Below are 26,746 nucleotides of genomic sequence, written 5' to 3'. Positions count from 1 at the left end.
AGATCAGCCATGGATAGATGCCTATCGCCGGCGCTACCGCCAGTGATAAGGAGAGCGATAGGCGGCGCCGGAGCGCTCGCGTCGCCACAGGGGAGCATCGGGCGACTCCTCGTCGCCCACCTCGTCCCGCTGCGCCAGTACCGAGCACAACACGACGGTGAGCGCGGCCAGCTCTTCCTCGCTGGCCGACCCGCGCTCGATCCGCAGCGCGAGCTTCCCGGTGTCCGACTCGACCATTGCCCCTCCTCAGGTCTCGGGCCACCGTCGGACACCCGGCTCAAGGACCGCTCTCGCCTCGCTCGAGACGGGCTCAGGATCGGGTTCGATGTGATCGGCGCCGCCGGGAAGGACCCGCCGTGTCGAAGGCCTCGACTTGGTCCTGACCGGGGTCTCGCCCGTTGCGCGCCGCAAGTTCCCGCGAGACCCTGAGGCAGTTAACAGACCGCATCGCGGGTTTTTTGGGAGACGGTCGGCCGGAAACGGAGCGCGGGTCCCCGGCGGGTACGCGCCCGGGCCGTGGCGGGCCGGCGGTAGGTACGTCGAGCGTCTGCTGCTCGATCCTCGAGTGTCCATGGACGCCCGGCGGCACCGGCCGGAGCCGTCGGCCTGCGCTCCGCGTTCGCGGAACTGCCGCCGGTGCAGATGAGATGCGAGCTGTTCGGAGTCGATCGGGGCGCCGGGCGGGACGCGCCGTCGGCCGCGCCGCCCTCCGTGTTCAGCTCGAAGGCCGGCGCACGTACGGGAGGGCCGGGTCCCGGCCCGGGGGTCAGAGCGCGAAGCTGGTGCCCGCCGCGGGAACCACCAGGCGCTCGGCCGAGCCCGCCTTCTCGAAGGCTGCGCTGACGGTCTCCTGCCCCTCCGTGAAGTGCTGCCAGCCGTCTTGGTGGACCGCGAGCACCTTGCGGGCGCCCAGCAGCTCGGCCACCTCCACCGCCTGCTCGGAGGTCAGCGAGAGCAGCGTCGGGCCGAACGGGGCGAGCTGCGCCGCGCCCACGTGCAGCACCGCCAGGTCGACGCCGGCCCCGCCGAGGCGCTCCGCGAGGGCCCGCACCGGCTCCAGGGAGACGTTGTCGCCGCTGACGTACACCGTCGGCAGGCCCTCACCGCCGAGCAGGAAGCCGGTGACGGCGCCGAGCATCGGCTCGGTCCCGGCCGGACCGTGCTGCGCCGGGACCGCGGTGACCACGAGCCGGCCCCCGTCCGGGCGCTCCAGTACGTGCTCGGCCCACGGCGCCAGCCCCGTACCGCCGACGCGCTCGGCGGACTGCTCGGTGGTGAGGACCAGCGCGACCTCCTCGAGGAAGGCGCGCCCGGCCCCGTCGAGGTTGTCGGGGTGCTGGTCGTGCGACAGCAGGACGGCCGCCACCGGGCCCAGCCGGTCGGTGGTGAGCGCCGGGCCGGCGAGCTTGTGCAGGGCGACCGGGCCCAACGCGTAGGAGGAACCGGCGGTGTCGAAGGTCGGGTCCGTCACGAACCGCAGCCCGCCGAGGTCGATGACCACGGTGGGGCCGCCCACCGTGGTGACGGCGAGCTGTGCGGCGGTGTTCTCCGTCATGGAACTGCTCCTTGAAAGATGGGACTCGACCGGTGGGATGGAAAAGAGGAGCGGTGGCCCACGCACCGCAAGGCGACCGTCAGACCGGGCTGTTCACCGGTTCGGGCTGCTCAAGCTGCCCGGGCCGGGCGCCGTCATGCTCCTTGACGCGGTAGTACAGCCCGGAGATCACTCCGGCGATCACTTTCCCCGTGGAGGACGGGCGGAGCCGCAGGCCCGGACCTACGGGAGCGTCTCCCGCGTCGCGGACGACGACATCGGCCCGCCCTCGGACCGCTCGGTCTTGTGTCCCTTGCTGCCGGGCGCCAGCGTCTGCGCGTCCACGGCCTCCGCCGGCGCCCCCGTCGCGTACAGCCCGTCCGGGGCGGTATCGCGGTCGTGGGGCAGCAGCCAGAACACCCGCCGGCGAAACGTCCCCGAGGAGCGGGACGGTTTGGCGCCCGGCCCCAGCAGCGCGTAACCGACCATCCGGCCGTCGCGGTGGTACGCGGGCCTGCCGCGCCGGGTCGGCAGCCGGTCCAGGCTCTGCCGGACGTAGTCGAGCCCGCTGATGTCCTCGAGCCAGACGAAGTCCACTTCGTGGACGATCTCGTCCTCGGCGATGAGAGCGCTCATGCTGTCTCCTCGTCCGCGAGCAGGCCGATGCCCGGGTAGTACTTGCGCTGGTTCGACAGGATCATTTCCTTGGGCGACGCCAGCCCCACCACCTCGCGCACGCGCGCCGCGAAGGCCCGGGAAGAGATCGCGGGGGCGCCCTCATGCTGGCACCAGCCCCTGTAGGCCGCGTAGAGCAGCGCCTGCTCCGCCCGCAGGTCCGGCTCGAACCGGCAGGTCTCGCCGATGAAGCGCCCGGTGTGGTCCTCGGTCTCGGCGTACGCCGTCGTCGCGATACGGACCCGCTCGGGGCCCGAGAGGTCCTTCTCGCCCCCGAGGTAGCGCCGGGCGCCCTCGATGAGCCAGTTGAGGATTCCCGGGCCCTCATGGGTCACCAGGATGTCCGCCAGGTTGTCGATCTTCCGCTCGTCGGAGACGACCCGCTCGAACGGGATCAGCCGCATGCGCCGCCAGAACGCGAAGCCGCCGGTGCCCACTTCGGGCCGGTGGTTGCCCAGCAGCCACAGCTTGTGCGTCGGCTCGAAGCTGAAGAAGTCCTGACGCATCCGGCGGGCCTTGATGCGGTCGCCGCCCGTGAGCAGCTTGACGCGGGCCTCGTCGAACCGGTCGCCCGGCTTGACCTCGCTGCACACGATGACCCGGCGCCCGTGCAATTCGGCGAGGTCGGTCGGATGGCCCTCGTACGGCCGCGCCATCAGGAAGCCGGGGGGCGCCGCGTCGGCGTAGTCGCCGAGCAGCTTCATCAGCACGTCCAGCAGGACGGACTTGCCGTTCTTGCCGGAGCCGAAGAGGAACGGCATCACCTGCGCGCCGACGTCGCCGGTGACGGAGTAGCCGAGCAGCAGCTGCAGGAAGTCGATCATCTGCGCGCCCTCCGGCCCCTCGCCGAAGGTGTCGGTCAGGAAGCGGTTCCAGCGCGGCGTGGGCATCGGCTGCGGCGCGGCCGACGTGGAGCGGGAGTGGAAGTCCTTCGCGGCCTCGGCGGGGCGGATGTGACCGGTGCGCAGGTCGACCACGCCCGCCGGCGTGCACAGCGCGTACGGATCGGCGTCCAGCAGCGCCGCGTTGAGCACCATGCCCGGGGCGGACTTCGCCTGCGTGAGCATCGCGTTCATCCCGCTGGTGCTGAGCGCGCGGCGGCGGTGCTGCGCGAGCGAGAGCGGGGTGTAGACCCCCTGGGGGTCGGTGGTGGCGATGCTTTCCGCCAGGTCGCCCGCCGCCCACACGACGGTGTCGTCCTCGTCGATCTGCCAGCGGGTGCCGTCCCAGCGGAACCAGCCGATGCCGGGGACGTGCCGGTAGTCGTTGCGGTAGAGCTTGACGAACAGTTTGGCGTTGCCCCGGTCGGTGAGCGTGTCGGGCAGCAGTCCTTGCGCCGTGGCCTCACCGTCGGAGCGCGGGGCACCGGCGGCGCTCGCGCCCTCCGCTTCCCCGGACTTCGCAGGCTCCCCGGACTCCCGGGCGGCCGGGACGGGCCGCGCGAGGATCTGCGCGGCGACCGCCTGGACGTCGAAGGCGGACACCGTGCTCTCGTCGTCCACTCTCATACGCGGCCTCCGGGGGACAGCGGGCGCGACCGACCCGCGTGCAGACCACCACGGATGATGGCGCGACATCGGCCTTCCTGCCCGGGACGGGCGTGCTCGGCCGCCTCCCGCAGGGCCCGCGTGGCAGCGGCCTCGGTCACGTGCCCCGCGGCGACGAGTCCGCCCGCGGTGTACGCGGCCCGGTTCAACTTCTCGGAGAAGGCCGCCCCTTCGGGCACCGCCGCGCACGCGGCGACCTCGGCCAGTACACCCGCCAGGATCCGCTCCGAGACACCACGGCCGCCGCCCGCCGCGATGACCGCCTGCCGGGCGCGCGGCGGTACGGGCCGGGGCCCCGCGGCGGCGCGAGCGGGAGCGGCGGGCAGGTGCCCGGTGCGCTCCAGTTCCCCGGCGAGCCAGGACGGCAGGGGGGCGGGTTCACGGGCGGATCCCACGGGCCGGTAGACGCCCGCACGGGTCACGGTCCCGGGAGCCACGATGTACCCGCCGCAGGCGCGTACATCGACCTGCCAGGCGAGGGCACGGGCCCCGCCCGAGCCGGCGGAGCACTGCCAGCGGCGGCCGTCGTCGTTCCGGTACCAGACGTGCAGGCCCCCGGACGGAGTGCGCACGCGCAGGGTCGAGGAGTCGTCCGCCGGGCTTGTGACGCCGCGCAGGGCGGCCAGCACGCCCAGGGTGTGGAATCCGTTGGCCAGTCCGGTCAGGTCGATCCCGGCGGAGATCCCGACGCCGGGCAGCAGACGGTCCCGGCCGGGCAACTCCCGCTCGTGCGCGTCGATGTCGATGACGACCAGGCCCGCGGGCCCGCAGGCAACGCCGACGCCGTGCCCGGGGCGCGCGCCCCACCACTGCTCGATCCGGTCCGAGTCCAGTGTGGCCGCGTGGAACCCGTGGCACCAACGGCCCGCCCGCAGACAGCCGCACGCTCCCCGGTCGTGTCCGGGCGCACGGCACGCGGCGCAGTTGCCCACGGGGGTCTTGCGGCCCGGGGCCAGAGGATGAACCGGCCAGCCCCGGCGCGCACACCACCGGGCAACCGCCGCGGCACTCGTGAACTGCCCTGGGTCGCTGCGCGAAACCCGCAGCTCAGCTGCCATTACTTCCCCCGTCAGCGACTGAAGCGACTCACGCCCAAAATCACACTAGCGAAACTCTCGTGGGACGAGAGAGATATGGCCCTGAACAGTTGTACGCATTCACGCGGCGCTCCAGCGACCGAGCGACCCACCGCACAGCGATCGAGGATCGTTCAGTCGCTGCTGGAGTCGCTCACAAAACACCAGGTCACAGACCCGTGCACCGCGAAACAGCGACTGAAGCGACTCAAGGTCCCCCTATATGACGCACACACACGCACAGGCGCACGCGCCAATGTCCCCATATACCCGGACCGTGAGTCGCTTCAGTCGCTGTCCGGCCCACGGAACCAATCCGACCTGGGGTTTTCCACTTCCGCGCGCAGCGACTCAACGGTCGCTGAGTCGCTGCGCCTCAGCCGTTACCCGCTCGAGCCCCCCTGCCCCCGCTCTTGAGCGGGTGACGAGCAGCGACTCAACGCCCCCGGGGCCGCCCCTCGCCGGGGTTCCGCTTCCGGGTCCGCTTCCGGGTCCGCTTCCGGGGACGACGACACCCGGGCCGGATCCGGGTCGCCTTGGCTCTGGAAAAAACAGCGTAGCCGGTATATTTTCTCTTCCCCACGGTGACCGGGGGCGAAGGGGGAAGCGCTGTGCGTGAGTTGTGCGAAGTGCGGGCGCGGGTCGTGGCGGTCGGAAATATGCCCCCGCACCGGCGGTCCCTCTCCGGACCGCCGGTCATCCGACGGCGATCAGGCCGCCTCGGCGGCCTCATCGCGCAGCCTGATGGCTTCCTCGCACACGCGCTCCGCGCGTTCCGGGGCGAAGTCGAGGCGCACCAGCACCCCCGGCGTGGCGATCGCGGTGAACAACGTCCGCATCAGGTCGATCACCCGTTCCACCATGTCCGCGTGCCCGGTCATGATCTTCGAGAGCACCTGAACGCCCGTGAAGGTGCCGGTGAACATCTTGGCGGTGGCCTCGATGTCGACGTGCGGAAGGATTTCCCCACGCTCCTTCGCAAGGCCGAGCACCACCGCGGTGTGGTCGATCCAGCCCTGCATGGGGATGCGGCGGTCCAGGCCGTCGATCGGGGAACCCTGGTCCACCGTGAGCCGGATGCTGCCCCGGACCATCGGATCGCCCTTGCACAGCAGGTAGGCGAGGACCAGTGCCTCGTCCAGGTTCCGCTGCAGGAGGAGTTCCGTTTCGGGTACCGGCGGCAGGGCTCCCACCTGGCCGGCCAGCACGGCCTGGGCGAGCTCTTCCTTCGCGGTGAAGTGGAAGTACAGCGCCCCCTTGGTCACCCCGGATCTACTGAGCACCTCGGAGATCGTCGCGGCCTCGTAGCCGACCTCGTCGAACAGCTGCGCCGCCGCGACCAGGATCTTCTGCCGTGTACGAATGGCTCGCTCTTGCCGCGCCATACACCCTCCGCTGCCATCCGAGCCAAGAACAAACCGCGAGGTTCGCACTCTCCCCGTGCTTACAGTACGTGACCGGTTTGTCACCGTCCGATATCATCACTGTTCAGTCTAATTCTGACCAGGTACCCCTGACTATAGCGTCCACATTTCGTATGAACAAAACCAGGTCACCGGTTTTTACCCCAACCCCCTTGTAAACAAAACCGGTTAGTTCGTATCTTTGCCCCCAGCCGCAACCTGCACTTCGGTTCCTGATGGGGGATGGTCCGATGACCGCACTGACGCTTGGGTACGCGGAAACCTTTCGGAGCAGCACGGGTGGTGGGGGTGACCACCCCGCCACCCCGATCAGCCTTCTGCCTGTTCTGCCTGTTCAGCAGGGCTCGACCAAGCCCGGCCCCAGGTCTGCCACTCGGGAACTGACCCACCTGCTCTTCGACCGCGACGACCGTGAGCGGGTGCACGGGGGCTGGCGAAGACTGCTCGCCGGCTCGCTCTTCCCTTACCTTCCGGACCTGACTCCGGCCGAGCGGACGGCGGTTTCCTACGACCGTCTGCGCCTGGTCAACAGCACGGTCGACGATCCGGCGGCGCTGGCGCACGACCCCCGTCTGCTGGCCGGGCTCCACGAGTGGGCCGGGTTCGTGGACGGCGGCCTGTGCACCCTGGCGAGCATCCACTACAACCTCTTCATCGGGAGTCTGCTCGACCACGACTGCTACGGACGGGACCTGTCCACCTTCACCTCGATGAAGCGCGTCGGGACCTTCCTGTGCACCGAGATGGCACACGGCAACGACGTCGCCTCACTGCAGACCGTCGCCGCGTTAGACCCCACGACCGGGGGTTTCGTCCTCAACACCCCCAATCCGGGCGCGTGCAAGTTCATGCCCAACACCAGCCTCATCGGCGGCCCGAAGAGCGCCGTGGTGGCGGCGCGGCTCATGGTCGACGGAGAGGACCAGGGCATCTTCCTGTTCCTGACCCCGCTGAGCAATGAGGACGGGCACCTGCCGGGGGTCACCGTCCGCCAGCTGCCGCCCCGCACGGGAACGCCGGTCGACCACTGCCTCACCTCCTTCGACCACGTATGGCTGCCGCGCGAGGCCATGCTGGAGGCCGACCACGGCCGGCTGGACGAGGACGACACGCTGACCAGTTCCCTGGGGAACCGGCGCAAGCGCTTCCTGCGCTCCGTCAACCGCGTCACCATGGGCAAGCTCTGTATGAGCGCCGGGACCCTGGGCATGGCCCGGGCCGCCCTGGCCATCGCGGTGCGCTACGCGCACCACCGGCACGTCAGCGGCCCGAAGAGCGGACAGCGCATCCCGGTGGTCGGCCACCGCAGCCACCACGGCCGGCTGCTGCACTCCCTCGCCAACGCCTACGCCATGACCTTCCTGCACCGGGCGGTGATGGACCGCTTCGTCGCGCACGAGGAATCGGAGCGCGAGGAGGTGGAGCGCATGATCGCCATCGCCAAGGGCTGGATCACCTGGCAGGCGCGGGAGATCACCACCGAGTCCCGCGAACGGTGCGGCGCGCAGGGCCTGTTCCCGGAGAACAGGATCTCGGACCTGCCCGGGAACATAGAGGGCGGCATCACCGCGGAGGGCGACAACCTGGTGATCTGGGTGAAGGCCGCCGCCGAGATGCTCTTCGAAAACCAGGCGGACCCCCTCGCCTCGGACCCCCTGCCGGCCGCCGAACGCGACCTGACGGACCTGCGCTTCCTGCGCGACCTGCTCGCCTCCGTCGTGGGGACCTGGCAGACGCGCGCCCGCACCGCGCTGCGCCAGGGCCCCTCCGGGGACCCGATCGGCCGCTGGAACGAGTCCTCCGGCGCCGCACTGGAGATGGTCTCCGCCCATGCGGGCCGGATGGCTGCCGACGCCTTCCTGGAGGCGGCCGAGCAGGCGACCGATCCCGCGACCCGCAAGCTGCTCACGAACCTGTGCTGGCTGTTCCTGCTCCAGCAGCTGCGCCAGCACACCGGCGACCTGCTCGCGGAGCAGCGGCTGACGGTGCAGCACGTACTCGGGCTGCACCAGACGATCGACGCCGTCCTCGCGGAGCTCGCCCCGCACATGATGACGCTCGTGGACGCCTTCGACCTGCCGGACGAGTTCCTCGCCGAGGTCCCCATCGCGAACGCGGACTACCTCGACCACTACCGCAGGAGCGCCACCTCCTGACCCGGCCACCGCGAGTCGCGCCGCCGACTCGCTGCTCGCGGCGCACGGGTACCGCTGCGACACCCAGCTCGCCCGGCGTACCGAGGGGCAGCTCGCTCCGTACGCGCAGGTGGAGCTGGCGTCGGGGCGGGCGGTCGGGGTCACCGCCTACTGGCACCCGCGGCCGTGGCCGACCGGGGAGGGACTGTATGCGATCGAGGTCGGTTTCACCTGGCTCGCGGCTTCGGCCCAGGGCTCGGGGCTGAACACCGAGGCCAAGTACCTCCTGTTCCGGCACGCGTTCGAGAACTGGGGCGTGGCTCGGCTCGATCTGAAGACGGACACCCGCAACACCCGTTCCCGCGCCGCGATCGAGGGAGCCGGTGCGCGCTTCGAGGGCGTGCTCCGCAACTGGTCCCCGTCGTGGGCACCGGGCGAAGAGGGCCTGCTCCGCGACTCCGCGATCTATTCGGTCACCGCGGCGCAATGGCCCGACTGCCGCGAGCGGCTCGAGGAGCGGATCGCTCGCCGCGCCGGACGGCAGCAAGCCGGGACGTGCCTGTCCGCCCCGGCCCCGCCCCCGTCCTGACGTCAGGCCACAGGCGCCTGCGGCCGTTTGCCGGGCAGCCACTCCTCCGCGTAGGCAACGGCGTCCGCCAGGGCGAACAGCCGGACCTCCGCGCCGCCCACCTTCCCCCGTACCACCGGGCGCTCCTTCTCGAAGGCCGCGCCCAGCTCCTCGAAGTCGTCCGAGGAGACCGACGTGTCGCGCACCGTGATCCAGCGTCGGCCCTGCGGGGTCGTGACCGCGAAGGAGTTGTCGACCTGCGGCGTGGGAACCCGGTATTCGGCCAGGTGGAACGCCGTGCAGGACTCGAAGCCCGCGCCCAGCAGCAGGATCCGCGCCCCGGCTTCCTCCAGCCGGGCGAGCGGGCTGCGCTCGCCGAGCCGGCAATCCGGCGCGTGGCCGTCCGTGATCGTGGCAGCGCGCGGGCCCACCGCGGCGAACGAGGTCTGCGGATGGCCGCTGCGCAGGGCGCCCGGCCAGGTGCGGACGGCCTCGGGGACCACACCGACGCCGCGGGTGGGCGTGGTGCGTGCGTCGAAGGGTGGCATCGAGGCACGGATCTCCGCCCACCACGCCTCGGGCACCGGCGGGTTCCCCCACTCCGCCGGATCGGAGTTGTCGCCGGAGTGCGTCGGCACGACCAGGGTCCCCGCGTCGCCGAGAGCATCGAGCAACGCCGTGACGACGGTGGCGGCGCCGCCGCAGACCCAGCCGAGCGAGCTGAGGGAGGAGTGCACGAGGAGGGTTTCACCGGGGCGCACGCCGAGCGCGCGCAGCTCGGCGGCGAGCGCATCGCGCGTACAGAGGGGTCCGGTCTGAGGGTTCATGGACACAAGGGGTCAGTGTCGGGGCCCCGCCGCCCCCGCACCACCCCATTCAAGGACGCCGGTCCCGCCCCGTCGTCCAGGGTGCTTCCCGCCAGGGCATCCGGAGCAGCGCCAGCGCGGCGAACGCGCCCGTCCACGTCCCCGGCGTGCTCGTGTGATCTCTTTCTTGTCCGTCGACGGTCTTGCCGGCCGGCTCGGCACTCGGCACTCGGACGGGGTCACCTCACGCGGAAGGCGGGCAGGTTCTTTGGGATCCGGATGGTTCACCGTCTCCGTCGTCTCCGCCGCCTGCGTCCTGGCGGCCCTACCGGGCGCCGGGCTCGCGCCCTCCGCGACCGCCCCGCCCGCGCCCTCCGGCGGGCTCCGCTCCGCGGAGGCGTACTGGACGGCCGAGCGCATGGCCGCGGCCGTGCCCGCCGACGCCGCCCGGAGCCGGGCCGCGGCCGGCGCCCGCGCGCCCTCCGGCACTCCGACCGGAGTCCACTTCGGCGGCATGCCGATGGTGGGGACCTTCTTCTACCGGCAGGCCGGGATCGGCACGGCGGACACCTCCTGCACCGGCAGCGTCGTGCGCAGCGCGGGCAAGAGCATGGTGCTCACGGCGGGGCACTGCGCCGTCGGCATGCGACAGCCGGCGAACCGCGCCGTCTTCGTGCCGCGCTACCGCCACGGGAAGACCGCCGCCGCCCAGCCGTTCGGCATCTTCCCGGTCAGGGCCAAGGGCGGCGTCTACACCGATCCCCGGTACCGGGTGCACGGCAGGGCCGCCGTGTCCGACCTGGACTTCGCCTTCGTCCTGGTCGAGCCGAACGCGAGGGGACGGGTCGAGAAGGTCACCGGGGCGCTGACCTTCACGCCGGTCGGCACGTACGAGCACAGGGTGACCGTCGTCGGCTATCCGTCCGCCTCCCGCGTGAACAAGGGCCACGAGGCCGTCCGGTGCGATGTGCCCACCACGCGGCTGCGGGGCTTCCGGCAGCTGCGGATGGTGTGCAAGGGCTTCTACGGCGGGGTGTCCGGAGGCCCCTGGATCAAGGACTACGACGCCGCGCGCCGCACCGGCAAGGTCATCGGCAACACCGGCGGCCACCACGGCGGCGGCAACGACTCCTGGGTGACCTACGCGCCGGTGTACGGCAAGGAGGCCCGGGAGCTGTACGAGGACGCCGACTCCGGTCGCGCCCCCGGCTCCCTCTCCCGGCCGCCCTACCCGGGTTCCGCGGCCGGCCTCCCGCTGCCCGGTTCCGGTGAGCTGTGGACCCATGCCAGGGCCATGGCCTCCGGCGACTTCACCGGCAGCGGCCGCAGCGGTCTGCTCGTGGTGTGGACGGACGGCGAGGTGACCCTCTTCCCGGGTGACGGCCGGGGCGGTTTCCTGTCGGAGCGCCGGCTCATGGCACCGAACGCGGGCTGGAAGGCGGCCGCCGCCGTCACCGCGGGCGACTTCACCGGCTCGGACCAGTTCGACCTCCTGGTCCGCCGGTCCGACGGCCGGATGACCCTGCACGCCGATGTCGGCTCCCACGGCCTGGGCCGCGGCACAGAGATGGCCCCCGCCGGTTCCGTCTGGAGGCACGCCACCCAGATCGCCGCCGGACGCTTCAACGCCTCCACCTACGTCACCGACCTCGTGGTCCGCTGGTCCGACGGCGAACTCACCCTCCACACCGCCGTGGGCGCGGGCACCTTCGGCCGGGAGCACCGGCTCAAGGCCCCGAACCCCGCCTGGAAGGGCGCCGCCCTGCTCGCCGCCGGGCAGTTCTCCGGGAACCGGAAGTGGGACCTCGTGGTCCGCTGGTCCAACGGCGCGCTCGGCAACCACCCGGGCATCTCCACCCGCGGTCTCGGCCCCGAACGCCCCGTTCGCGGCCCGAACCGCACCTGGCCCCACAGCGTCCTCATGACCGCCGGCCGGTACACCGGTGACGCTCCCGCCGACGACCTCGTCGTCCGCTGGAGCGACGGCGAGACCGGCCTGTACGAGAACACCCGCACGAACCGTCTCGGCACCGAGCGGATGCTCGTACCGCCGAAGGCCTGACCGGGCCGGGCGGCGAAACGCACCCGCAGGCCGCTTGTGGGGGAAGAGCGGCCTGCGGGTGGTCGGGGGGGGGTGACGGCGGGTCAGCCGCGGATCCAGCCGGTGAAGGCCGGGGCCGACAGCGCGGTGTCCAGGGTTTCGAGGACGGCCGTGGCCCGGGTGTCGTCCGGGGCGGTCAGGGACAGGGTCGCGGAGCGGGTGGTCATCGAGAGGGGGACCACCGTCCACGACGCGGGGAGGCAGGACACGAGGCGTACGGCCGTGGTCTCGGGGGCCGCCGAGGAGGGGGCATCCTCGGTCATGCTGATGCTGACCGTCAGGTGGGTGGGCATACGGGGCTCCGTAACGTGCCGGGGGTGGGCTTCAGCGGGCGGCCGGGACGGGCGCCGCCGGGACCGGGGCGGGCAGATAGGGCAGGACGGCCGTGCGGGGCGCGGTCAGCGCCGCCAGGACACCTGCGGAGCCGGTGGCCAGGTCCGTGGACAGGCGCAGCAGGTGGTCGCCGAGGAAGCCGGTGGCGTCCGGGTCGTTCTCGTGGGCCACCGCGAACGGTTCCAGGCCGGAGCGGAGTTCGGCCAGAGCCCGGGCGGTGGCCGCCGAGCCGTCGTCCGTGCAGGTCAGCGCGGCGAGCGCGCCGGCCCGGCCGGTGAACAGGCCGCAGGCCGGGTGGAACTGGGACGTGAGGTCGGTGAGCAGCGCGTCGTGGACGGCCGTCAGGTACGGGTCCCGGTGCGCGGCGAGGTAGTGGTGGACGGCGATGGCCTGCCCGGCTCCGCCGTGGGCGAGCTGGACCCGGTGCCAGGGGGTGGGCAGCGGCTGCCGGGACAGTTCGAGGTCGTGTACGAGGGCCACGCGGGCGGCGTCGTCACGGCCGGCGGCGAGCAGGAAGAGGGCCTCGCCGCTGGCTCCGCGGAGCAGGCCGGGGCGTTCCTCCAGGGTGGGGCTGTTGACGAGGGCGGCGGCGAGTTCGCGGGCCGCCGCGTCCTCGCCGAGGTGCAGCAGGGCCAGGCCCAGGCCCGCGATGCCGCCGGAGAGGCTGCGGTCGGGGCTGCCGTCGCGCAGGGTGGCGGTGGGCAGCAGGCCGTGCGCCCGGTCGAGGAGGGCGGCGGCCGCGTCGGTGCGCCCGAAGTCGTGCAGGACGCAGGCGATGCCGGCCAGTCCGTCGTAGAGGCCCGGCCGCGGGGTGGTGACGGCGCGGGCGGCGTCCGCCAGCCAGTCGAGGTGGGCCTCGGGGACGGTGATACCGGCGCCGCGCAGGGCCCACAGGACCCCGGCGGCTCCGTTGGCGATGTTGAGGCCACCGTCGCCGTGCAGGAACTGGTCGGCGTCGCCGGGGAAGAGGCGGTCTTCGCGCTCGGGGGTGGCGCAGGTCAGGATGCCGGTGGCGATGCGCTCGGGGGTGGCCAGCGGGCCGCCGGCGGGCGCCGGGGCGTGTCCGAGGTCGGCGCGGACCCGGTCGGCGTACCCCTCGGGTACCGGGAAGAAGGCGGCGATCTGCGCGAGGAGGTCCTCGGAGCGGTGGCGGGTGAAGGACATCACCGGGGTCAGCGGCAGGAACAGGCTCAGCCGCAGGCAGCCCAGGGCGTAGCGGTCGACGGCGGTGCCGGTGGTGCCGGCGGGGGCGCAGAATCCGGGGGCTCCGATGGCCTGGCCGGTGTGGCCCTCGATGGGGAGGGTGGTCTCCAGGTCGATGAAGGCGACGGTGCCGTCGGGGCGGATCAGGACGTTGTTGGGGTGCAGGTCGCCGAAGACCAGGCCGCGTTCGTGCATGGCGGTGACGGCGGCCTCGATGCGGTCGAGGACGTCCAGGGCCCAGGCGGTGTACTCGGCCACGGGCATGGCGGTGTCCCGGGCGGTGACCGGGTGGAGCATCGGGTTGCGCTCGGCGGTCTCCTTGGTCAGGGCGTTGCCGTCGACGAACTCCCGCGTCAGGAACCAGTGTTCGGCGCCGCGGCGCCAGTCCAGGACTCTCGGGAACCAGGGCAGTCCGTCGAGGGCGGCCAGCGCGTCGTGCTCGCGGCGCAGCCGCTCCACGGCGTCGGCTCCGGCGTCGTCGAGGCCGGCGTGCGGGCGGCCCTCCTTGACCAGGACCTCGTGTCCGTCCCGGGTGTCGGTGGCGCGGTAGACGCCGCCGCCGTTGGAGAAGTGCAGGGCCTGGGTGATCTTGAAGGGGAAGTCCCCGAGGGAGCCGCCCCGGCTCCGTTCGGCCAGCGCCCGCACCACGCACGGCGGCAGTTCCAGCCAGGCCGGCGGGCGGAAGGAGGGGCCGCGCACGTCGGGGACGAGGTTGCCTTCGGGGTCCTCGATGCAGGGCACGGGGGCGCCGTTCGGTCCGGGGCCCAGCTTCAGCTTGAAGCCTCCGTAGCGCAGGTACAGGGGGCCCGCGCCCCAGCGCAGGTCGCTGAGGACGGCCGGTCCCGGGCGGCCTTCGAGGAGGGCGTCGAGCTCGGTCAGTACGGTCTCCAGCTCCGCCTCGTCGCGGGGGTAGAGGGTGATGAACTTGCCGCTGCTGCCCCGGTCCCCGTACTTGCTGTTGCGCAGCATCAGCATGGAGGGGCTGGTGAGGAACTTGAAGAGCAGGGAGCGGGAGGTGCAGTACGCGCTCACGATGTCGAGGACCTCGGGGGCCGTGCGCTCGGTCGCCGAGACGTGGATCTTCCAGCCCTGGCCGGGGAGTTCGAGTCCCGGCGGGGTCAGGACGGTCCACTCCCCCATCGGCTCACGGGTCCACCCGGCGGGGGCGTCGGCGGTGGCCGCCGGGAAGGCGTCGGCGCCGGTGATCGCGGCCGGACGGTCGTAGAAGGGGGTGCCGGGCGGGCAGTGGGCAACGTGTCGCAGGGACATGGCGGGCCTCCGTGGGCGGCGTACGGGAGAAGTCAGGGGAGCAGCGGGCCGAGGTAGGAGACGGCGAACCACTTCCAGAGCGGGTGGTGGCCCGCCTGGACCTCGGCGACGCCGGTGCGGTCCGTGCCGTCCGGCGCGGGGGTGGCGGTGACGCGGTGCAGCGGGTACGCCTTCATCTCCAGCCAGGGGCGGTCACTGGCGACGGGGAGCATGGCGGTGACCGGGGCGAGGACGTCGTGGCCGGTGGGCTCGCCGAGGGTGGCGGTGCCCGTCTGCGGCCGGGAGAAGAGACCGGAGCGGCGCAGGGTGACCGTGGTGCCCTCGGTGAGGTCGAAGCCGCCGCCGCCCCGGGGGACGAGGAGGCTGAGGCTGCCGTCCGGTTCGGTGGTGTAGCCGGCCGAGACGGTGGCGGGGATCTGTACGAGGGTGGCGGCCAGGGCCAGTCCGGCGGTGGCGAGCACTCCCGCGGCGGCGATGCGGGCGGGGCGGGCGCCTGCCTGGACGGCTTCGCGGACCAGGGTGGCGGCGCCCTTGCCGAGGCGCCACAGCAGGTAGCCCAGCGCGCAGACCATCATGCAGGAGCCGGCGATGCCGAGGCGCTGCAGGATCCCGGACCAGAGGGTCAGGGCGCTGGAGACCAGGTACAGCGGGAAGAGCAGGCAGGCGATGCCGTACGGGACGGACCAGCCGCGGCCGGGCAGTTCGCGCTGGTAGCCGCGGCCCCCGAAGACGATCCGGGCGATGGCCCGGCGGGCGTCGGTCATGGCCTTCTCCCGCAGGTGGGAGATGTCCAGGTGACTCATGAGGGCGAGGTAGCCGTCGAGCTTGACCAGCGGGAGGAGGTTCACCACGCAGACCATGTAGTTGACGAGGGCCACCAGCAGCAGGGTCTCGCGGGCCGGTCCGGCGGGGACGGCGAGGGCCGCGAGGGCGGCGGTCCCGGCGGCGACGGCCTGGATGGCGATGCCGGCGAGGGCGACCTGGACGCGCTGGCGGGCGCTGGGCAGCCGCCAGCCGTCGGAGACGTCGCAGAAGAACGCCGGCGACATGTAGAAGAGCATGAAGCCCATCCGGCTGGGTGTGCCGCCGTGATGGGTGAGGACCGCTCCGTGGGCCATCTCGTGGACGGCGGTGGTGGCGACCACGCCGAGCATCACGCAGGCGTACGCCCACAGGGGCATCGGGCGGGAGAGCGCCTCGCCGAGGGTGGCCCCGCTGGCGGCGAGGGCCAGGACGCCCAGGAGGACGACGGCCGCGGCCGCGCCGAGGACGGCGCGGTGGCCGAGCGGGCGGACCAGCGGGGCGAGGCGGCGCAGCATCCGCTCGGGCTTGACCAGGGTGAACTGGATGGTCAGCGGGCCCGCGAAGCGGACCCTGGCCGGCTTCTTGACCGGCCGGCCGTCTTCCAGGAGGTCGGAGTCGGCGAGGCTGCGGACCGCGCGGCCGATGTGGCCGGTGGTCCAGGGGGAGCCGAGTTCGGCGGCGAGCTGGTCGTGGTCGCGGCTTCCGTCGAGGAGGCGGACCAGACGGGCGAGGTCCTCGCCGGTACGGAAGTGCTTGTGCTCCCCGCGCTGGATCACCCAGGGGGCGTCTTCGGTGAGCGGTTCGCGCACGGCCACGTCGTCGGCGGTGCGGGGCCGCTCCAGATCGGGTGCGAAGGCGGTTTTGGCGGACATGGTGGAAGCACCTCGGATCAAGGGGGCGGTGAGGACGTGTCCGGTGGGTCGGGGCCGGACGGACCGGTGCGGCCCGGCGCGAACGACACCGCCCTTATGCGATGTCGCGGGCGCGGACCAGGTGACGGCCGGCGACGAAGGCGGCGGCGAGCCAGGCGGCGATCACCGCGTACGCCCAGGGCAGCGAGAGCAGGTCCGGCTTCACGTCCCGGTAGACGGAGCTCATCGCGATGGTCAGCAGGTACTTGGAGACCTCGGGGACCAGCCGCTGCAGCCCGGGGTCCACCAGGAGCGTGAGGCCGATCAGGGTGGCGACGGCGCCGGTCTGGTTGCGGACGATCCAGCCGATGAGCGCGCCCCAGGGGGCGGCCAGGGTGCAGCAGGCGAACACGCCGACCAGGATGAGGGCGGTCTCGCCGTCGGCGGCGGCCTCCAGGCCGAAGGGCAGCGGGCCGAGGTAGACGCTCACCGCGCCGAGGGCGGCGGCGATCAGGCCGAAGGCGGCTCCGGCGGCGGTGGCGACGGCGAGCTTCGCGCCGAAGAGGCGGGAGCGGGAGCCGGCCAGGAGCGCGGAGCGGACCATGGTGCCGGAGGCGTAGTCCCGGGTGACGTGGACGGCGCCGAAGACGGCCGCCAGCAGGAACATCATCATCCAGGAACGGGCCACGTCCTGGCCGACGGCCAGGGAGGTGGACCCGTCGGCGATGGCCTTCTCGCCTCCGGAGACGTATCCGAAGGTGGTGATCAGGCACAGCCAGGCTCCCGCGAGCGGCAGGGCCCACCAGGCGCGGCCGGTCAGGGCCTTCCGGGTTTCGCCGGCGATGAGGTTACGCACGGGAGTAGTTCCTTTCCGGGGTGCGGGTGCCGGTGGCGCCGGCGGTGGGAACGGCCGTGGAAACGGCGGTGGGAACGGCGGTGGCGGCCGGGTCGACCAGCTCGAAGAAGCGGTCCTCCAGGCGGGCCGCGCCGTGGCCGGTGAGGTCGTCGAGGGTGCCGGCGTAGCGCAGGGAGTGCTGCATGATCACGACGTCGTCGACGGTCTGCTCGAGCTCGGCGAGCTGGTGGCTGGAGACGATGACGGTGCGGCCGCCCAGGGCCAGGGTGCGCAGGGTGGCGCGCAGCCAGCGGATGCCGTCCGGGTCGAGGCCGTTGGCCGGCTCGTCGAGGATGAGGATCTCCGGGTCGGCGAGCAGGGCGGTGGCCAGGGCCAGGCGCTGGCGCATGCCGGTGGAGCAGCCCTTGACCGGGCGGTCGGCGGCGTAGTCGAGGCCGGTGTACTCCATGACCTGGTCGGCGCGGCCGGCGGGCAGGCCCAGCACGGTGCACCAGATGCGCAGTTCGCCGCGGACGGTGGCGCCGGTGACGCCGCCCATGCCGTCCATGCTGACTCCGATGCGGTGGGCCGCGTCGGGGAGTTCGGCGTACGGCTTGCCGAGGATGGTCGCGGTGCCGGCCGTCGGGGTGGCGAGGCCCAGCAGCATCCGCAGGGTGGTGGTCTTGCCGGCGCCGTTGCGGCCCAGCAGGCCGGTGACGCGGCCGGCACGGATGTCCACGGTCAGGGCGTCGACGGCGCGCAGGCCCTTGTACGTCTTGGTCAGACCGTTCAACGAGACGGCCGGGTCGCTGCTGCTCATCGCTGCCGCGTCCTTTCCGGGGAGGGGTGGGTGGTGCGGTGGTTCTTCCGGTTCTTCCGGTTCTGCCGGTCGTTCCGGCTCTTCCGGCTCTTCCGGTGCTTCGGGTGCTTCGGGTGCTTCGGGTGGGGCCGAGGGCCGGGCCCCGGCCGGGAAAATCCCGGCCGGGCCCGGTCCGCATCGATCCGGAGTGCGGCTCCACGTCCGTGCGTTGCTGCGTACGGGCTGCTGCCGCGGCCGGATCAGGTGGCGATGGTCACCGTGGAGATGGCGATGCCGATGGACACGCCCTCCCAGAAGCCGGGGGCCTCGAGGACCTCGAGCTCCTGCAGGCCCAGCTCCAGGCCGTCCTGCGCGACGACCGCGGTGTTGTCGAACTTCTGCTCGCTCATGGCTGTTCTCCTTCGTGTGTCGAGTGGTGGTGTGCTGCGTGGGTGCTGAGGCCGGATCAGGTGGCGATGGTCACCGTGGAGATGGCGATGCCGATGGACACGCCCTCCCAGAAGCCGGGGGCCTCGAGGACCTCGAGCTCCTGCAGGCCCAGCTCCAGGCCGTCCTGCGCGACGACCGCGGTGTTGTCGAACTTCTGCTCGCTCATTGCTGTTTTCTCCTTCTGGGTGATCGGTGACTGACGCGTGGTGCCGCGGGCTGGATCAGGTGGCGACGATGGAGACGATGGAGATGCCGACGACGACACCGCCGGTCGTCCACCAGCCCGGGGCCTCCATGACCTCGAGCTCCTGGAGGCCGAGCTCCAGGTGGTTCACGTCGGCCGCGGGGGCTTCGAACTTCTCGTTCATGACGACTCCTTCTTTGTCTGGTGTCCGGGTGGGGCGTACGTAGGGGGTGGAGCGGGTGGAGCTGATCCGGGTCGGATCAGGTCATGACCACCGAGACGAGGGAGATGCCGACGACGACGCCACCGGTCGTCCACCAGCCCGGGGCCTCCATGACCTCGAGCTCCTGGAGGCCGAGCTCCAGGTGGTTCACATCGGCGGCAACGTTCTCGAACGTGTTGTCCATGACGGTTTTCCTTATCTGGGAAGCGAGGTGGTGCGGTCCCCGCGCCAAGCCGGCGCGGAAGTCTGTGGGTGCGGAGCGGGAGTTCAGGCCGCTTCGCTGAGCAGGGCGTTGACGTCGGCCGCGCGCAGGCCGCCGAGCATCGGGAGGCCGGCGCCCCAGGCCCGTACGGTCCTGCGGGCCACCGCGTCGAGCAGCTGCGGGGTGACGGCGATGTCGCGGGCGATGCCCCAGCGGTTCATCAGGGCGCTGATGCCTGCCACCGGCTCGGCGGGCAGCGGGTCGCCGCTGCTGTCGGCCGAGCGGAGCAGTTCCCAGATCCCCCGCAGGCGGGCGGCGGAGCCGAGCCGGGTGTCGCCGGCGAGGACGGCCCGCCACAGGGCCGGCAGGATGGCCGCGACGGCGGTCATCTTGCGGATGCCCAGGGCGCTGGAGAGTTCGTTGGCGATCATCCAGCCCTCGGTGCTGAACAGGTCCCGTCCGTAGCAGAGCCAGGTGGACTGGGTCAGTCCGCTCAGCCGGGCCAGGTCGGTGCGGAGCGTGGCGTCGGGGGCCTGCCCGTCGGCCAGTTGCCGGGCCAGTGCTCCGCCGAGGCGGACCAGCTGGGTGGCGGCGGTCTGGGCGAGGGCGTCCTCGACGGCTCGGTCGGTCAGGTTGCCGACGTAGGGGCCGACGGTGCGGAAGACCGCTTCGAGGGCTCCTTCGATCAGCAGCTCGCCGGGCAGGGTCTCGGTGGCGGCCGGGTCCAGCAGGGCCGCGTCGGGGGCGAGGGCGTCGCCCATGACGAGCCGTTTGCCGCTGTTGTGCGGCAGGCAGGCGACCCGGCTGAGTTCGGATCCGGTGCCGACGGTGGTGGGTACGGCGAGCAGCGGACGGGTGCGGCGGGTGCGCGGGTCCAGGGTGAGCAGTCCGCTGCGGCCGGTGGTGCGCAGGGCCGCGCGGGCCCGCTCGTCCTCGTGGGCCACGGACAGGAGCTTGGCCCGGTCGAGGAGGGCTCCGCCGCCGATGACGGCGACGAGTCCGGCGTCGGCGGTGGCGGCGGCCAGGGCGAGGATCTCGTCCGGGCCTCCGTCTCCGTCGGGGACGATGGTGTGGGTGGTGTGTCCCGCCCGGTCCAGTTCCGCGGTCACCAGGGCGGTGATGCGGGAGTTCGCGACGGCCGGGTCGAGGAGCAGGGCGGTGACGGGACGGCTCCCCCCTGCCGGGTGGGCGTCGTCGAAGTCCGCCAGCCAGTCGCTGAGCCCTTCGGGGCCGATGAGCAGCCGGGTGGATCCGGACCAGGCGATGTTCACCGCGGTCCTCCGGAGAAGCTTTCGACTCCGCGGCGGACGGCTTCCATGAGGGCGTCGATCTCGGCGTCCGTCGCGGTGAGCGGCGGCATGATCTGGATGCCGTGGACTCCGGCGTGGACGATGGCGCCCGCCGCCCGGATGGCGGTGATCTGGTCGAGGACCCGGGCCTGCGGGAGGGGTTCGCCGTCGGCGGTGACGATCCGCAGGGAGCGGAAGAGGCCGCGGCCGTCGTGGGAGTCGAAGAGGGGGTGTTCGGCGACGAGCCGGTCCAGGTGGGCGCCGAGGGTCTCGGCGGCGCGCCGGCCCCGGGAGACGGCGTCGAGGCGGCGCATCTCCTCGATGGTGGCGATGATCGCGGCGCAGGTGACGGGGGTGCCGGCCTGGGTTTCGCCGTGGGTCAGGGTGGCGTCGGCTTCGCGGAAGGCGTCGGCGATGGTCCGGGAGACGATGACGGCGGCGGCCGCGCAGGTGCCGTTGGTCAGCCCCTTGGAGGTGACCAGCAGGTCGGGGCGTTCGCTCCACCGCTGGGAGGCGAACATCGATCCGGTGCGGCCGAATCCGGTGGCCACCTCGTCGGCGGCGAGCAGGAACCCGTGTTCCTCGCGGAGCCGGAAGAGCGTCTGGAGGTACTCGTCGGTGAGGGGGACGGCCCCGCTGCCGAGGACGGGTTCGACGACGACGGCCGCGATCTGGGAGCCCTGGGCCCGCATCAGCTTCTCGATGTCGGCGGGGTCGTTGGGGGTGACGTGGCGCACCAGGCGCTGGTCGACTCCGTAGACCTGCTGGCCGAGGTTCTCGCCGGTGAGGGCGAAGCCGCCGAAGGTCAGGCCGTGGTAGCTGCCGCGCAGCCCCACGATGATCTTGCGCTTCTCGGCGCCGCGCAGGGCGTGGTAGTGCCGGGCGGTCTTCATGACCAGGTCGTTGGCCGCGCCGCCGGAGGTGGAGAAGAGGACGCGGGCGAAGTGGTCGGCTCCGCAGAGTTCCACCAGGGCCTCGGCGGCCTGCCGGGCGTAGGGGTGTTCGTAGCGGAAGACGCTCAGGTACGAGGCGTTGAGCAGGGCCTGGTGGCAGGCCTCGGCGATGTGCCGGTTGCCGTGGCCGAGGTTGGCGTTCCACAGGCCCGAGTCGCCGTCGAGGAGTTCGCTTCCGTCGGCGAACCGTACGTACATCCCTTCGGCGGAGACGGCGCAGATGCCGTCGTCGCCGTGGGCGGAGGGCGGGAGCAGGGAGGTCCACAGGGCCGGGTGGCCGTGGTCGGGAGCCTCGTCCTGTCCGGTCAGGGTGGGCAGGGCGGTGGTCATCACAGGGCCTCGGCTTCCAGGAGGACGTCGTGGTGGCGGCCGCCGCCGGGGATGGGCGTGGTGGAGCGGATGGCGAAGCCGGCGGCTTCGAGCTCGGCGACCAGCAGGGGTGCGGGCATCACGCCGATGGTGGTGGTGGCGACGTGGACGGGGCCTTCGGCCGGCGGGTCCGCGGGGATGACGGTGACCGTGCGGGAGCTGTTGCCCGAGGTCCACTGTTCGATCATCCGGTAGGAGCGGCCGGTGATCTCGCCGGGGGCGAGGATCTCGCTCTCGTCGCTGCCGTCGTCGGCGGCGTCCACCTCGACGGTGGTGAGCAGGAACCTGCCGCCGGGCGCCAGGTGTTCCCGTACGCACCGGTAGAGGCCGGGTCGGGCCTCCGGCGGGAGGAGGGAGATGGAGGTGGTGCCGAGGACGACGGCGCCGAAGCGGCGGCCGAGCGAGAAGTCGCTCATGTCGGCCTGGACGGGGGTGCAGCGGCCCTGGAGCGAGGCCGGGGTGGCGGCGAGCCGGTCCCGGAGCAGTCCGATCATGTGGCCGGAGAGTTCGAGGGCGGTGACCTCGCGGCCGAGGGCCAGGAAGGGGAAGGTCAGCCGGCCGGAGCCGGCGGCCAGGTCGAGGACCGGGCCGGGGATGCGGCGCAGGGTGGAGAGGAGTTCGCGGACCTCGTGCGGGGTGGTGCCGGCGATGTCGTGGTAGACGGGGGCGCCGGCCTCGTCGTAGAGGTCGCACAGGACGGCCCGGTCTCCGAGTTCGGCGACGGCCTCGGCGGCGCGGCCGGTGAGGCCGGTGCCCGCGGCGGCGGGGCTGAGCAGCATGGCGCCCATCAGCGGGTCGCTCCTTCCGCGGTGTCGGGGGTGGCGGTGCGGGGGGCGGCGGACTCGGTGAGGGGCAGTCCGATGCCGGAGAAGTAGGCGGCGACGGCGTCGACGGTGGCCGGGTCGGCGTGGTCGGCGGCGGCCTGGGCGGAGCCGGTGACCAGCAGGGCTTCGGCGGCCTGGGCGGCGTCGAGGGAGAGGGCGATGGTGCGGCGGTCCCCGGGGTGGTGGATCAGGGCCTGTTCGGCGTTGAAGAGCAGCACCGGGGTGCCGCCGGAGGTGTCCTGAGGGACGGCGTGGGCGGCGAGGGCGGGGACGAGGCGCCCGCCGAAGCCGGAGACGCGGGGGTGTTCCAGGCCTCGGGTGACGGCTTCGCGGATGGCGCCGACGGCGGCGAGGTAGCGGGAGATCCAGGGGCGGGCGGCGAGCTGCTCGCGGCGCAGGTCCTCGTCGAGTACGCCGGCCAGGGCGCCGGTGGAGTCCTCCCAGGCCCGGTGCAGTTCGGCGGCGGGGGTGCCGACGGGGCCGAGGGGTGCGGCGCCGGGGGCGACGCTGACGGCGCCGTCGGCGTCGACGTAGAGGCGCAGGGCCGGGCCGTCTCCGTCGCCGTTGCCGCCGAGGGCTCCGAGATCGGCGAGCTGGACCGAGGGGTGGGTCAGGAAGGCGGAGAACTCGCCGTCGTTCAGGGCCCGGTCGGCGTCTTCCAGGAAGGCCTGGAAGTCGGCTTCCTCGACGATGCGGACCAGGGTGGGCCCGAGGACGGAGAGGTAGGGGGTGATCGAGTACGCCTGGACCTGGAGGTAGAAGTCGGGGTGCAGCCCGGCCTCCGCGCCGGGTTCGCCGAGGGAGCCCTGCCAGACGATGACCTGGGAGCCGGTGGCCTCGTGCGGCTCGGGCTCGGCGGTCGGTTCGTCCCCGGGGACCAGGACGACGGTGCCGGGGCCGGCCACTCCGCTGCCGAGCAGGGCGTCGAGGTGGGCGGCGTCCTCCAGGACGACCGTCGCGGTGAACGGCGGGCGGGGGGCGAGTGCGGCCAGGGGGCGTCCGGTGCCCCACTGCAAGGCGTGGGCCTTGACGGAAGTGAGTGTCATGAACATGCCTAACGTGAGTGCGTGGGTGGACGCGGGCGCCTGACGACGCGAAGCAGGAGGGGGATCGGCCGGGGCCGGAAGTCCGGGGCGTGCGCACGGGCAGGGGGTGCCGTGCGCGCGGAGGTGCGGGGGTGCGGGCGGGGGTTCCGGGCCGCCTCGGTTCAGGAGGCGAGTCCGAGGACCGTGAGCAGCGAGCGCAGTTCACGGCTCGCGGCCTGGGCGCCGTACAGCTGGGCCACGCCCGTGACGTTGAGGACGATCTCGTCGACGCCCGCCTCGCGGAAGGCCTCGAGTTTCGCGAGGAGTTCGGCGGGCTCCCCGTAGAGGAAGGCGTCGCCGGCGACCAGGGCCGCGCCCCACGCGCTCTCGTCTTCCGTCTCCGAACCGGTGGCGGCGGGGAGTTCCACACCGCCGCGCCGGAGCATGTCCTGGTAGTGCGCGGCCTTCAGGTGGTGCCGGTTGGAGGCGAGGGCGAGGCGTACGGGGTCCCGGTCGGGGGCCGCCAGGGCGATCGGCACCATGGCCACCACCTTGGGCGCCGGCCGGTCCGCGCTCTCGGCGCTCTTGCGCACCTCGGGCACGATCGTGTCGGCCAGGTAGCGGGCCGGGGTGAGCCAGCAGATCGCCGCGTCGGCGACCTCGCCTGCCACCCTCGCCATGCCGGGGCGCAGGACACCGAGCCCGATCTCGACGGGTGGTCCGGGCACCGGCGGGAGCAGCGCCTCCTGGTGCAGGTACTCCCCGTCCAGGACCGCGTCCGTACCGTCGAGGGCGGCGCGTACCGCGGTCAGGTACTCCCGGGCGGCGGTGAGCGGACTCCGGTACGGGGCTCCGAGCAGGGCCTTCTGCACCGCGGGGGCTCCCGGCCCGTAGCCGGCGAGGACCGGCTGCCCCGTCATCAGCGCGAGGGAACGGGCCTGGAGGGCGGCCTCCGTGGGATGGCGCAGCGGCATCAGGGTCACTCCGAGCCCGACGGGGACCCGGAATCCGGCGCCGGCGGCGTGGGCGAAGGCCTGGTGGGTCTCGGTGACCAGGCTCTGTCCCTGCCAGAGGCGTTCGGCCCCGGTCCAGTGGACGAGCCCGGCGAAGGGCAGGAGCTGCTCGGGGCGGCTCGGTACGAAGGGGACGAGCACCGAGTAGGCGGTCATCGGACTTTCTCTCCTTGTGCTCGGGGGCCGGGAGTTCGTTTCCCGGGAGCCGGATGATTGAAGATCGAAATCGTCGAGGAAGATCGAATACCGCGGGAACGGGCCACCGGGGGGAATTCCGGGTCGGAGATCATGTGCCGATCCCTTCCGGAAGGCCCCTCCGGGAGGAGGTGCTAGTCCCAGTTGTGGGTGTCGCGGCCCGGGATGATCACACAGACACCGGGGAGCGGGAGGCCCGCCGGAAGCGGTACGCAGACCTGGGTACCAGGGGTGGGAAGCGGGGCGGGAGCGTCGGCGCTCGCGGTGCCGGCACCGGCCAGGCCGATCAGTACGGCGGCGGCGAGAGTGACGCTGAGGCGCTTCATCACGGTGGTTCCCCCTTGATTTGCGGTCAGTCCCGGATCCGGCCTTTTCCCGCCCGGTCCCGGTGGCCTCCGGTGTTTTCCCGGCGGCTCCTTGTGACCACAACTCTGCCGTTCGCAAAGGCTTCGTTCGAGGGCTGTCACGCGCAGCTTGCTGCGTTCCGCGAGGTCACTTACTGCACCGTCCGCGGCCCCCTTCCGCGCCGGGACCTGGAAGCGGAATGGATCATTGCCGTAGCCTCGACCCGGGGTAACAGGTAGATCTAGGCCAGGTAATGACCGGCCACGGCGTTGGGGGAATCCATGGGGGATCCGGATCTGGCGTTTCTCGATATCGATCCGGAGGACGAACGCTTCTACCGCGTCCTGCTCAGGAGCGGCGGCGCCGATCCCGAACAGCTCGTGCGGCACGCCGATCTGGACGAGGAGGCGGTGCGCGTCCTGCGGCAGCGGGCCACGACCCTCGGCCTCGCCGCGATGACGGACGGACTGCTGCGCCCGGCCAGTCCCGCCAAGGCGGTGCAGCACCTGATCGACGCACGGCTCGCCCGGATGCGGCAGGAGCTGGAGACGAGAGCGGCGGCGGACGCGATCGTGGCCTCGCTGCTCGCGGAACGGGACGCGGCCACGACCTCGGACGCGATCGCGGGGGCGGACCGGCCCCCCATGGAACGGCTGATGGGCATCGAGCAGGTGCGGGCGGCCATCGACGAGCTGACCTTCTTCACCCGGTCGGAGTCCATGACCACCTGGCCCTCCGGGGTGATGCGGCCCGAGATCATCGACACCTCCCGGCCGGCCGACGCCCGCATCCTGCGGCGCGGGATCCGGATGCGCAGCCTGTTCGGGGCGGCCGCGCTGGACGATCCGGCCACGATGGCGTACCTGCGGGAGATGGTCGGCAAGGGGGCGGAGGTGCGGGTGTCCCGCCTCGACCTGGAGCGCATCCTCATCTTCGACCGGGCGGCGGCGCTGACGCCGATCGATCCCTCCGACAGCAAGCGGGGAGCGCTCCTGACCCGTGAACCGGGCCTGGTGACCACGCTGGTGTCCCTCTTCGACCGGATGTGGGGCCAGGCGCAGGAAATACCGGCGGTGGCGGACGAGGAGGGGCCGGCGGTGTCGGGCGAGCGCCCGACCGAACTGGAGCGCCGGATCCTGGAGTCGCTGTGCACGGCCGACAAGGACGAGAACGGGGCGCGGGACGTGGGGATCTCGGTGCGGACGTACCGCAAGTACGTGGCGACGCTGATGCACCGGCTCGACGCGTCGAACCGGTTCCACGCGGCGCTGCTCGCGCGGGAGCGCGGCTGGATCTGAGCGGGGCGGCCGTGGCGGCCGCCCGGTAAGCACGGAGTCCGCGTCGGAGGTGCTCCTCCCACGCGGACTCCCGCTAAGACGGCCACGGCTACGCGCGGGAACGCTGGAGGGCGCGGGCGCAGGAGAGCACGCCGACGGCGAGCACACCCATGACCACGTACCGCGCGGTGCCGTCGAACAGCACGGTGGACGAGGCCAGGAGGGCGATCAGCACACCGGTCGTGACGGCGAGCGGGTTCTTCTGGGTCTGGGCCATGGTGGTGGCTCCTTCGGAAGCGGGGATGGCCATTCCACTCTGACAGCGGGGCCCGTCCGCCCGGCCCCGTTGCGGGTGCAGCTTCCGGCATTCCGGCTCGCAGCATGCTGCGAGCCGGCCGGAAGACCAGCCAGGCCTCGTTGCGCAGCGCACAGCCCCC

Annotated in this window: 26 protein-coding genes and 1 pseudogene; 4 read left to right on the top strand and 23 right to left on the bottom strand. The window is 72.5% G+C overall.

Going from position 1 to position 26,746, the window contains the following annotated elements; all coding sequences use genetic code 11:
* Positions 1-33: 33 nt before the first annotated feature.
* The 6 genes from OG247_RS42845 to OG247_RS42820 form a co-directional block, all read right to left on the bottom strand.
* Complete coding sequence (locus OG247_RS42845) at positions 34-237, bottom strand: acyl-CoA carboxylase subunit epsilon (protein WP_327257919.1); 204 nt, start codon at positions 235-237, stop codon at positions 34-36.
* Positions 238-766: 529 nt separating this feature from the next.
* Positions 767-1,555 (bottom strand): MBL fold metallo-hydrolase, encoded by a 789-nt coding sequence (locus OG247_RS42840; protein ID WP_327257918.1) that lies wholly within the window; start codon positions 1,553-1,555, stop codon positions 767-769.
* A 222-nt stretch (positions 1,556-1,777) separates the two neighbouring features.
* The gene (locus OG247_RS42835; protein ID WP_327257917.1) at positions 1,778-2,170 is read right to left on the bottom strand and encodes a DUF6009 family protein; all 393 of its coding nucleotides are present in this window, start codon (positions 2,168-2,170) and stop codon (positions 1,778-1,780) included.
* Positions 2,167-3,717 (bottom strand): DNA primase family protein, encoded by a 1,551-nt coding sequence (locus tag OG247_RS42830; protein WP_327257916.1) that lies wholly within the window; start codon positions 3,715-3,717, stop codon positions 2,167-2,169. Before OG247_RS42830 ends, OG247_RS42835 begins: the two co-directional genes overlap by 4 nt.
* The gene (locus OG247_RS42825; RefSeq protein WP_327257915.1) at positions 3,714-4,814 is read right to left on the bottom strand and encodes a bifunctional DNA primase/polymerase; all 1,101 of its coding nucleotides are present in this window, start codon (positions 4,812-4,814) and stop codon (positions 3,714-3,716) included. Before OG247_RS42825 ends, OG247_RS42830 begins: the two co-directional genes overlap by 4 nt.
* A gap of 728 nt (positions 4,815-5,542) precedes the next feature.
* On the bottom strand, positions 5,543-6,217 hold the full coding sequence (locus OG247_RS42820) for a ScbR family autoregulator-binding transcription factor (RefSeq protein ID WP_327257914.1): 675 nt from the start codon (positions 6,215-6,217) through the stop codon (positions 5,543-5,545).
* Positions 6,218-6,486: 269 nt separating this feature from the next.
* On the opposite strand from OG247_RS42820, the gene OG247_RS42815 reads away from it, so the two are divergent.
* Together OG247_RS42815 and OG247_RS42810 are read left to right on the top strand one after the other, a co-directional pair.
* Positions 6,487-8,412, top strand: coding sequence for an acyl-CoA dehydrogenase family protein (locus OG247_RS42815; RefSeq protein WP_327257913.1), 1,926 nt, complete (start codon positions 6,487-6,489; stop codon positions 8,410-8,412).
* Positions 8,413-8,458: 46 nt separating this feature from the next.
* A pseudogene (locus OG247_RS42810) lies at positions 8,459-8,980 on the top strand (GNAT family N-acetyltransferase); the annotation flags it as partial.
* A 2-nt stretch (positions 8,981-8,982) separates the two neighbouring features.
* Here OG247_RS42810 and OG247_RS42805 read toward each other — a convergent pair.
* Positions 8,983-9,786, bottom strand: coding sequence for an aminoglycoside N(3)-acetyltransferase (locus OG247_RS42805; protein WP_327257912.1), 804 nt, complete (start codon positions 9,784-9,786; stop codon positions 8,983-8,985).
* 247 nt (positions 9,787-10,033) lie between these two features.
* Here OG247_RS42805 and OG247_RS42800 point away from each other — a divergent pair, with 247 nt between their 5' ends.
* Positions 10,034-11,827, top strand: a complete 1,794-nt coding sequence (locus OG247_RS42800) for a hypothetical protein (RefSeq protein WP_327257911.1) — start codon at positions 10,034-10,036, stop codon at positions 11,825-11,827.
* A gap of 83 nt (positions 11,828-11,910) precedes the next feature.
* Here OG247_RS42800 and OG247_RS42795 read toward each other — a convergent pair whose 3' ends face one another.
* From OG247_RS42795 to OG247_RS42725, 15 genes are all read right to left on the bottom strand, one after another.
* Positions 11,911-12,159, bottom strand: a complete 249-nt coding sequence (locus tag OG247_RS42795) for a hypothetical protein (protein ID WP_327257910.1) — start codon at positions 12,157-12,159, stop codon at positions 11,911-11,913.
* Between the two features lie 31 nt (positions 12,160-12,190).
* Positions 12,191-14,671: a class III lanthionine synthetase LanKC gene (gene lanKC / locus OG247_RS42790; protein ID WP_327257909.1), complete on the bottom strand. Its 2,481-nt coding sequence runs from the start codon at positions 14,669-14,671 to the stop codon at positions 12,191-12,193.
* A gap of 32 nt (positions 14,672-14,703) precedes the next feature.
* On the bottom strand, positions 14,704-16,347 hold the full coding sequence (gene mpaP / locus OG247_RS42785) for a daptide biosynthesis intramembrane metalloprotease (RefSeq protein WP_327257908.1): 1,644 nt from the start codon (positions 16,345-16,347) through the stop codon (positions 14,704-14,706).
* Between the two features lie 94 nt (positions 16,348-16,441).
* A complete protein-coding gene (locus tag OG247_RS42780) occupies positions 16,442-17,182 on the bottom strand; it encodes an ABC transporter permease (protein ID WP_327257907.1) in 741 nt (246 codons plus the stop codon).
* Positions 17,175-17,981: an ABC transporter ATP-binding protein gene (locus OG247_RS42775; protein ID WP_327257906.1), complete on the bottom strand. Its 807-nt coding sequence runs from the start codon at positions 17,979-17,981 to the stop codon at positions 17,175-17,177. The genes OG247_RS42780 and OG247_RS42775 overlap by 8 nt, the downstream gene beginning before the upstream one ends.
* Positions 17,982-18,220: 239 nt before the next feature.
* Positions 18,221-18,370 carry a daptide-type RiPP gene (locus tag OG247_RS42770; RefSeq protein WP_327257905.1) on the bottom strand — a complete coding sequence of 50 codons (150 nt, stop codon included), beginning with the start codon at positions 18,368-18,370 and terminating at the stop codon, positions 18,221-18,223.
* 56 nt (positions 18,371-18,426) lie between these two features.
* Positions 18,427-18,576: a daptide-type RiPP gene (locus tag OG247_RS42765; protein WP_327257905.1), complete on the bottom strand. Its 150-nt coding sequence runs from the start codon at positions 18,574-18,576 to the stop codon at positions 18,427-18,429.
* 55 nt (positions 18,577-18,631) lie between these two features.
* The gene (locus OG247_RS42760) at positions 18,632-18,778 is read right to left on the bottom strand and encodes a daptide-type RiPP (RefSeq protein ID WP_243336478.1); all 147 of its coding nucleotides are present in this window, start codon (positions 18,776-18,778) and stop codon (positions 18,632-18,634) included.
* A gap of 76 nt (positions 18,779-18,854) precedes the next feature.
* Positions 18,855-19,001, bottom strand: a complete 147-nt coding sequence (locus tag OG247_RS42755; protein WP_254387522.1) for a daptide-type RiPP — start codon at positions 18,999-19,001, stop codon at positions 18,855-18,857.
* An 83-nt stretch (positions 19,002-19,084) separates the two neighbouring features.
* A complete protein-coding gene (gene mpaC, locus OG247_RS42750; protein ID WP_327257904.1) occupies positions 19,085-20,290 on the bottom strand; it encodes a daptide-type RiPP biosynthesis dehydogenase in 1,206 nt (401 codons plus the stop codon).
* Positions 20,287-21,591 (bottom strand): daptide-type RiPP biosynthesis aminotransferase, encoded by a 1,305-nt coding sequence (gene mpaD / locus OG247_RS42745; protein WP_327257903.1) that lies wholly within the window; start codon positions 21,589-21,591, stop codon positions 20,287-20,289. Before mpaD ends, mpaC begins: the two co-directional genes overlap by 4 nt.
* A complete protein-coding gene (gene mpaM, locus OG247_RS42740) occupies positions 21,591-22,418 on the bottom strand; it encodes a daptide-type RiPP biosynthesis methyltransferase (protein WP_327257902.1) in 828 nt (275 codons plus the stop codon). Before mpaM ends, mpaD begins: the two co-directional genes overlap by 1 nt.
* On the bottom strand, positions 22,418-23,500 hold the full coding sequence (mpaB, locus tag OG247_RS42735; protein WP_327257901.1) for a daptide biosynthesis RiPP recognition protein: 1,083 nt from the start codon (positions 23,498-23,500) through the stop codon (positions 22,418-22,420). The genes mpaM and mpaB overlap by 1 nt, the downstream gene beginning before the upstream one ends.
* Before the next feature lie 161 nt (positions 23,501-23,661).
* Complete coding sequence (locus OG247_RS42730) at positions 23,662-24,648, bottom strand: LLM class flavin-dependent oxidoreductase (RefSeq protein WP_327257900.1); 987 nt, start codon at positions 24,646-24,648, stop codon at positions 23,662-23,664.
* A 173-nt stretch (positions 24,649-24,821) separates the two neighbouring features.
* Entirely contained in the window at positions 24,822-25,013 is a 192-nt protein-coding gene (locus OG247_RS42725) for a hypothetical protein (protein WP_327257899.1), read from the bottom strand.
* 300 nt (positions 25,014-25,313) lie between these two features.
* Between OG247_RS42725 and OG247_RS42720 the strand changes: the two genes are divergently transcribed.
* Complete coding sequence (locus OG247_RS42720; protein WP_327257898.1) at positions 25,314-26,330, top strand: helix-turn-helix transcriptional regulator; 1,017 nt, start codon at positions 25,314-25,316, stop codon at positions 26,328-26,330.
* Between the two features lie 88 nt (positions 26,331-26,418).
* Here the strand turns inward: OG247_RS42720 and OG247_RS42715 are convergent, their stop codons facing one another.
* On the bottom strand, positions 26,419-26,586 hold the full coding sequence (locus tag OG247_RS42715) for a hypothetical protein (protein WP_250744256.1): 168 nt from the start codon (positions 26,584-26,586) through the stop codon (positions 26,419-26,421).
* Between the last annotated feature and the right edge of the window lie 160 nt (positions 26,587-26,746).

This window comes from Streptomyces sp. NBC_01244, assembly GCF_035987325.1.
Lineage (GTDB): Bacteria > Actinomycetota > Actinomycetes > Streptomycetales > Streptomycetaceae > Streptomyces.
The sequence above is the reverse complement of the archived record's forward strand: the minus strand, read 5'-3'. Positions and strand labels throughout refer to the sequence as shown.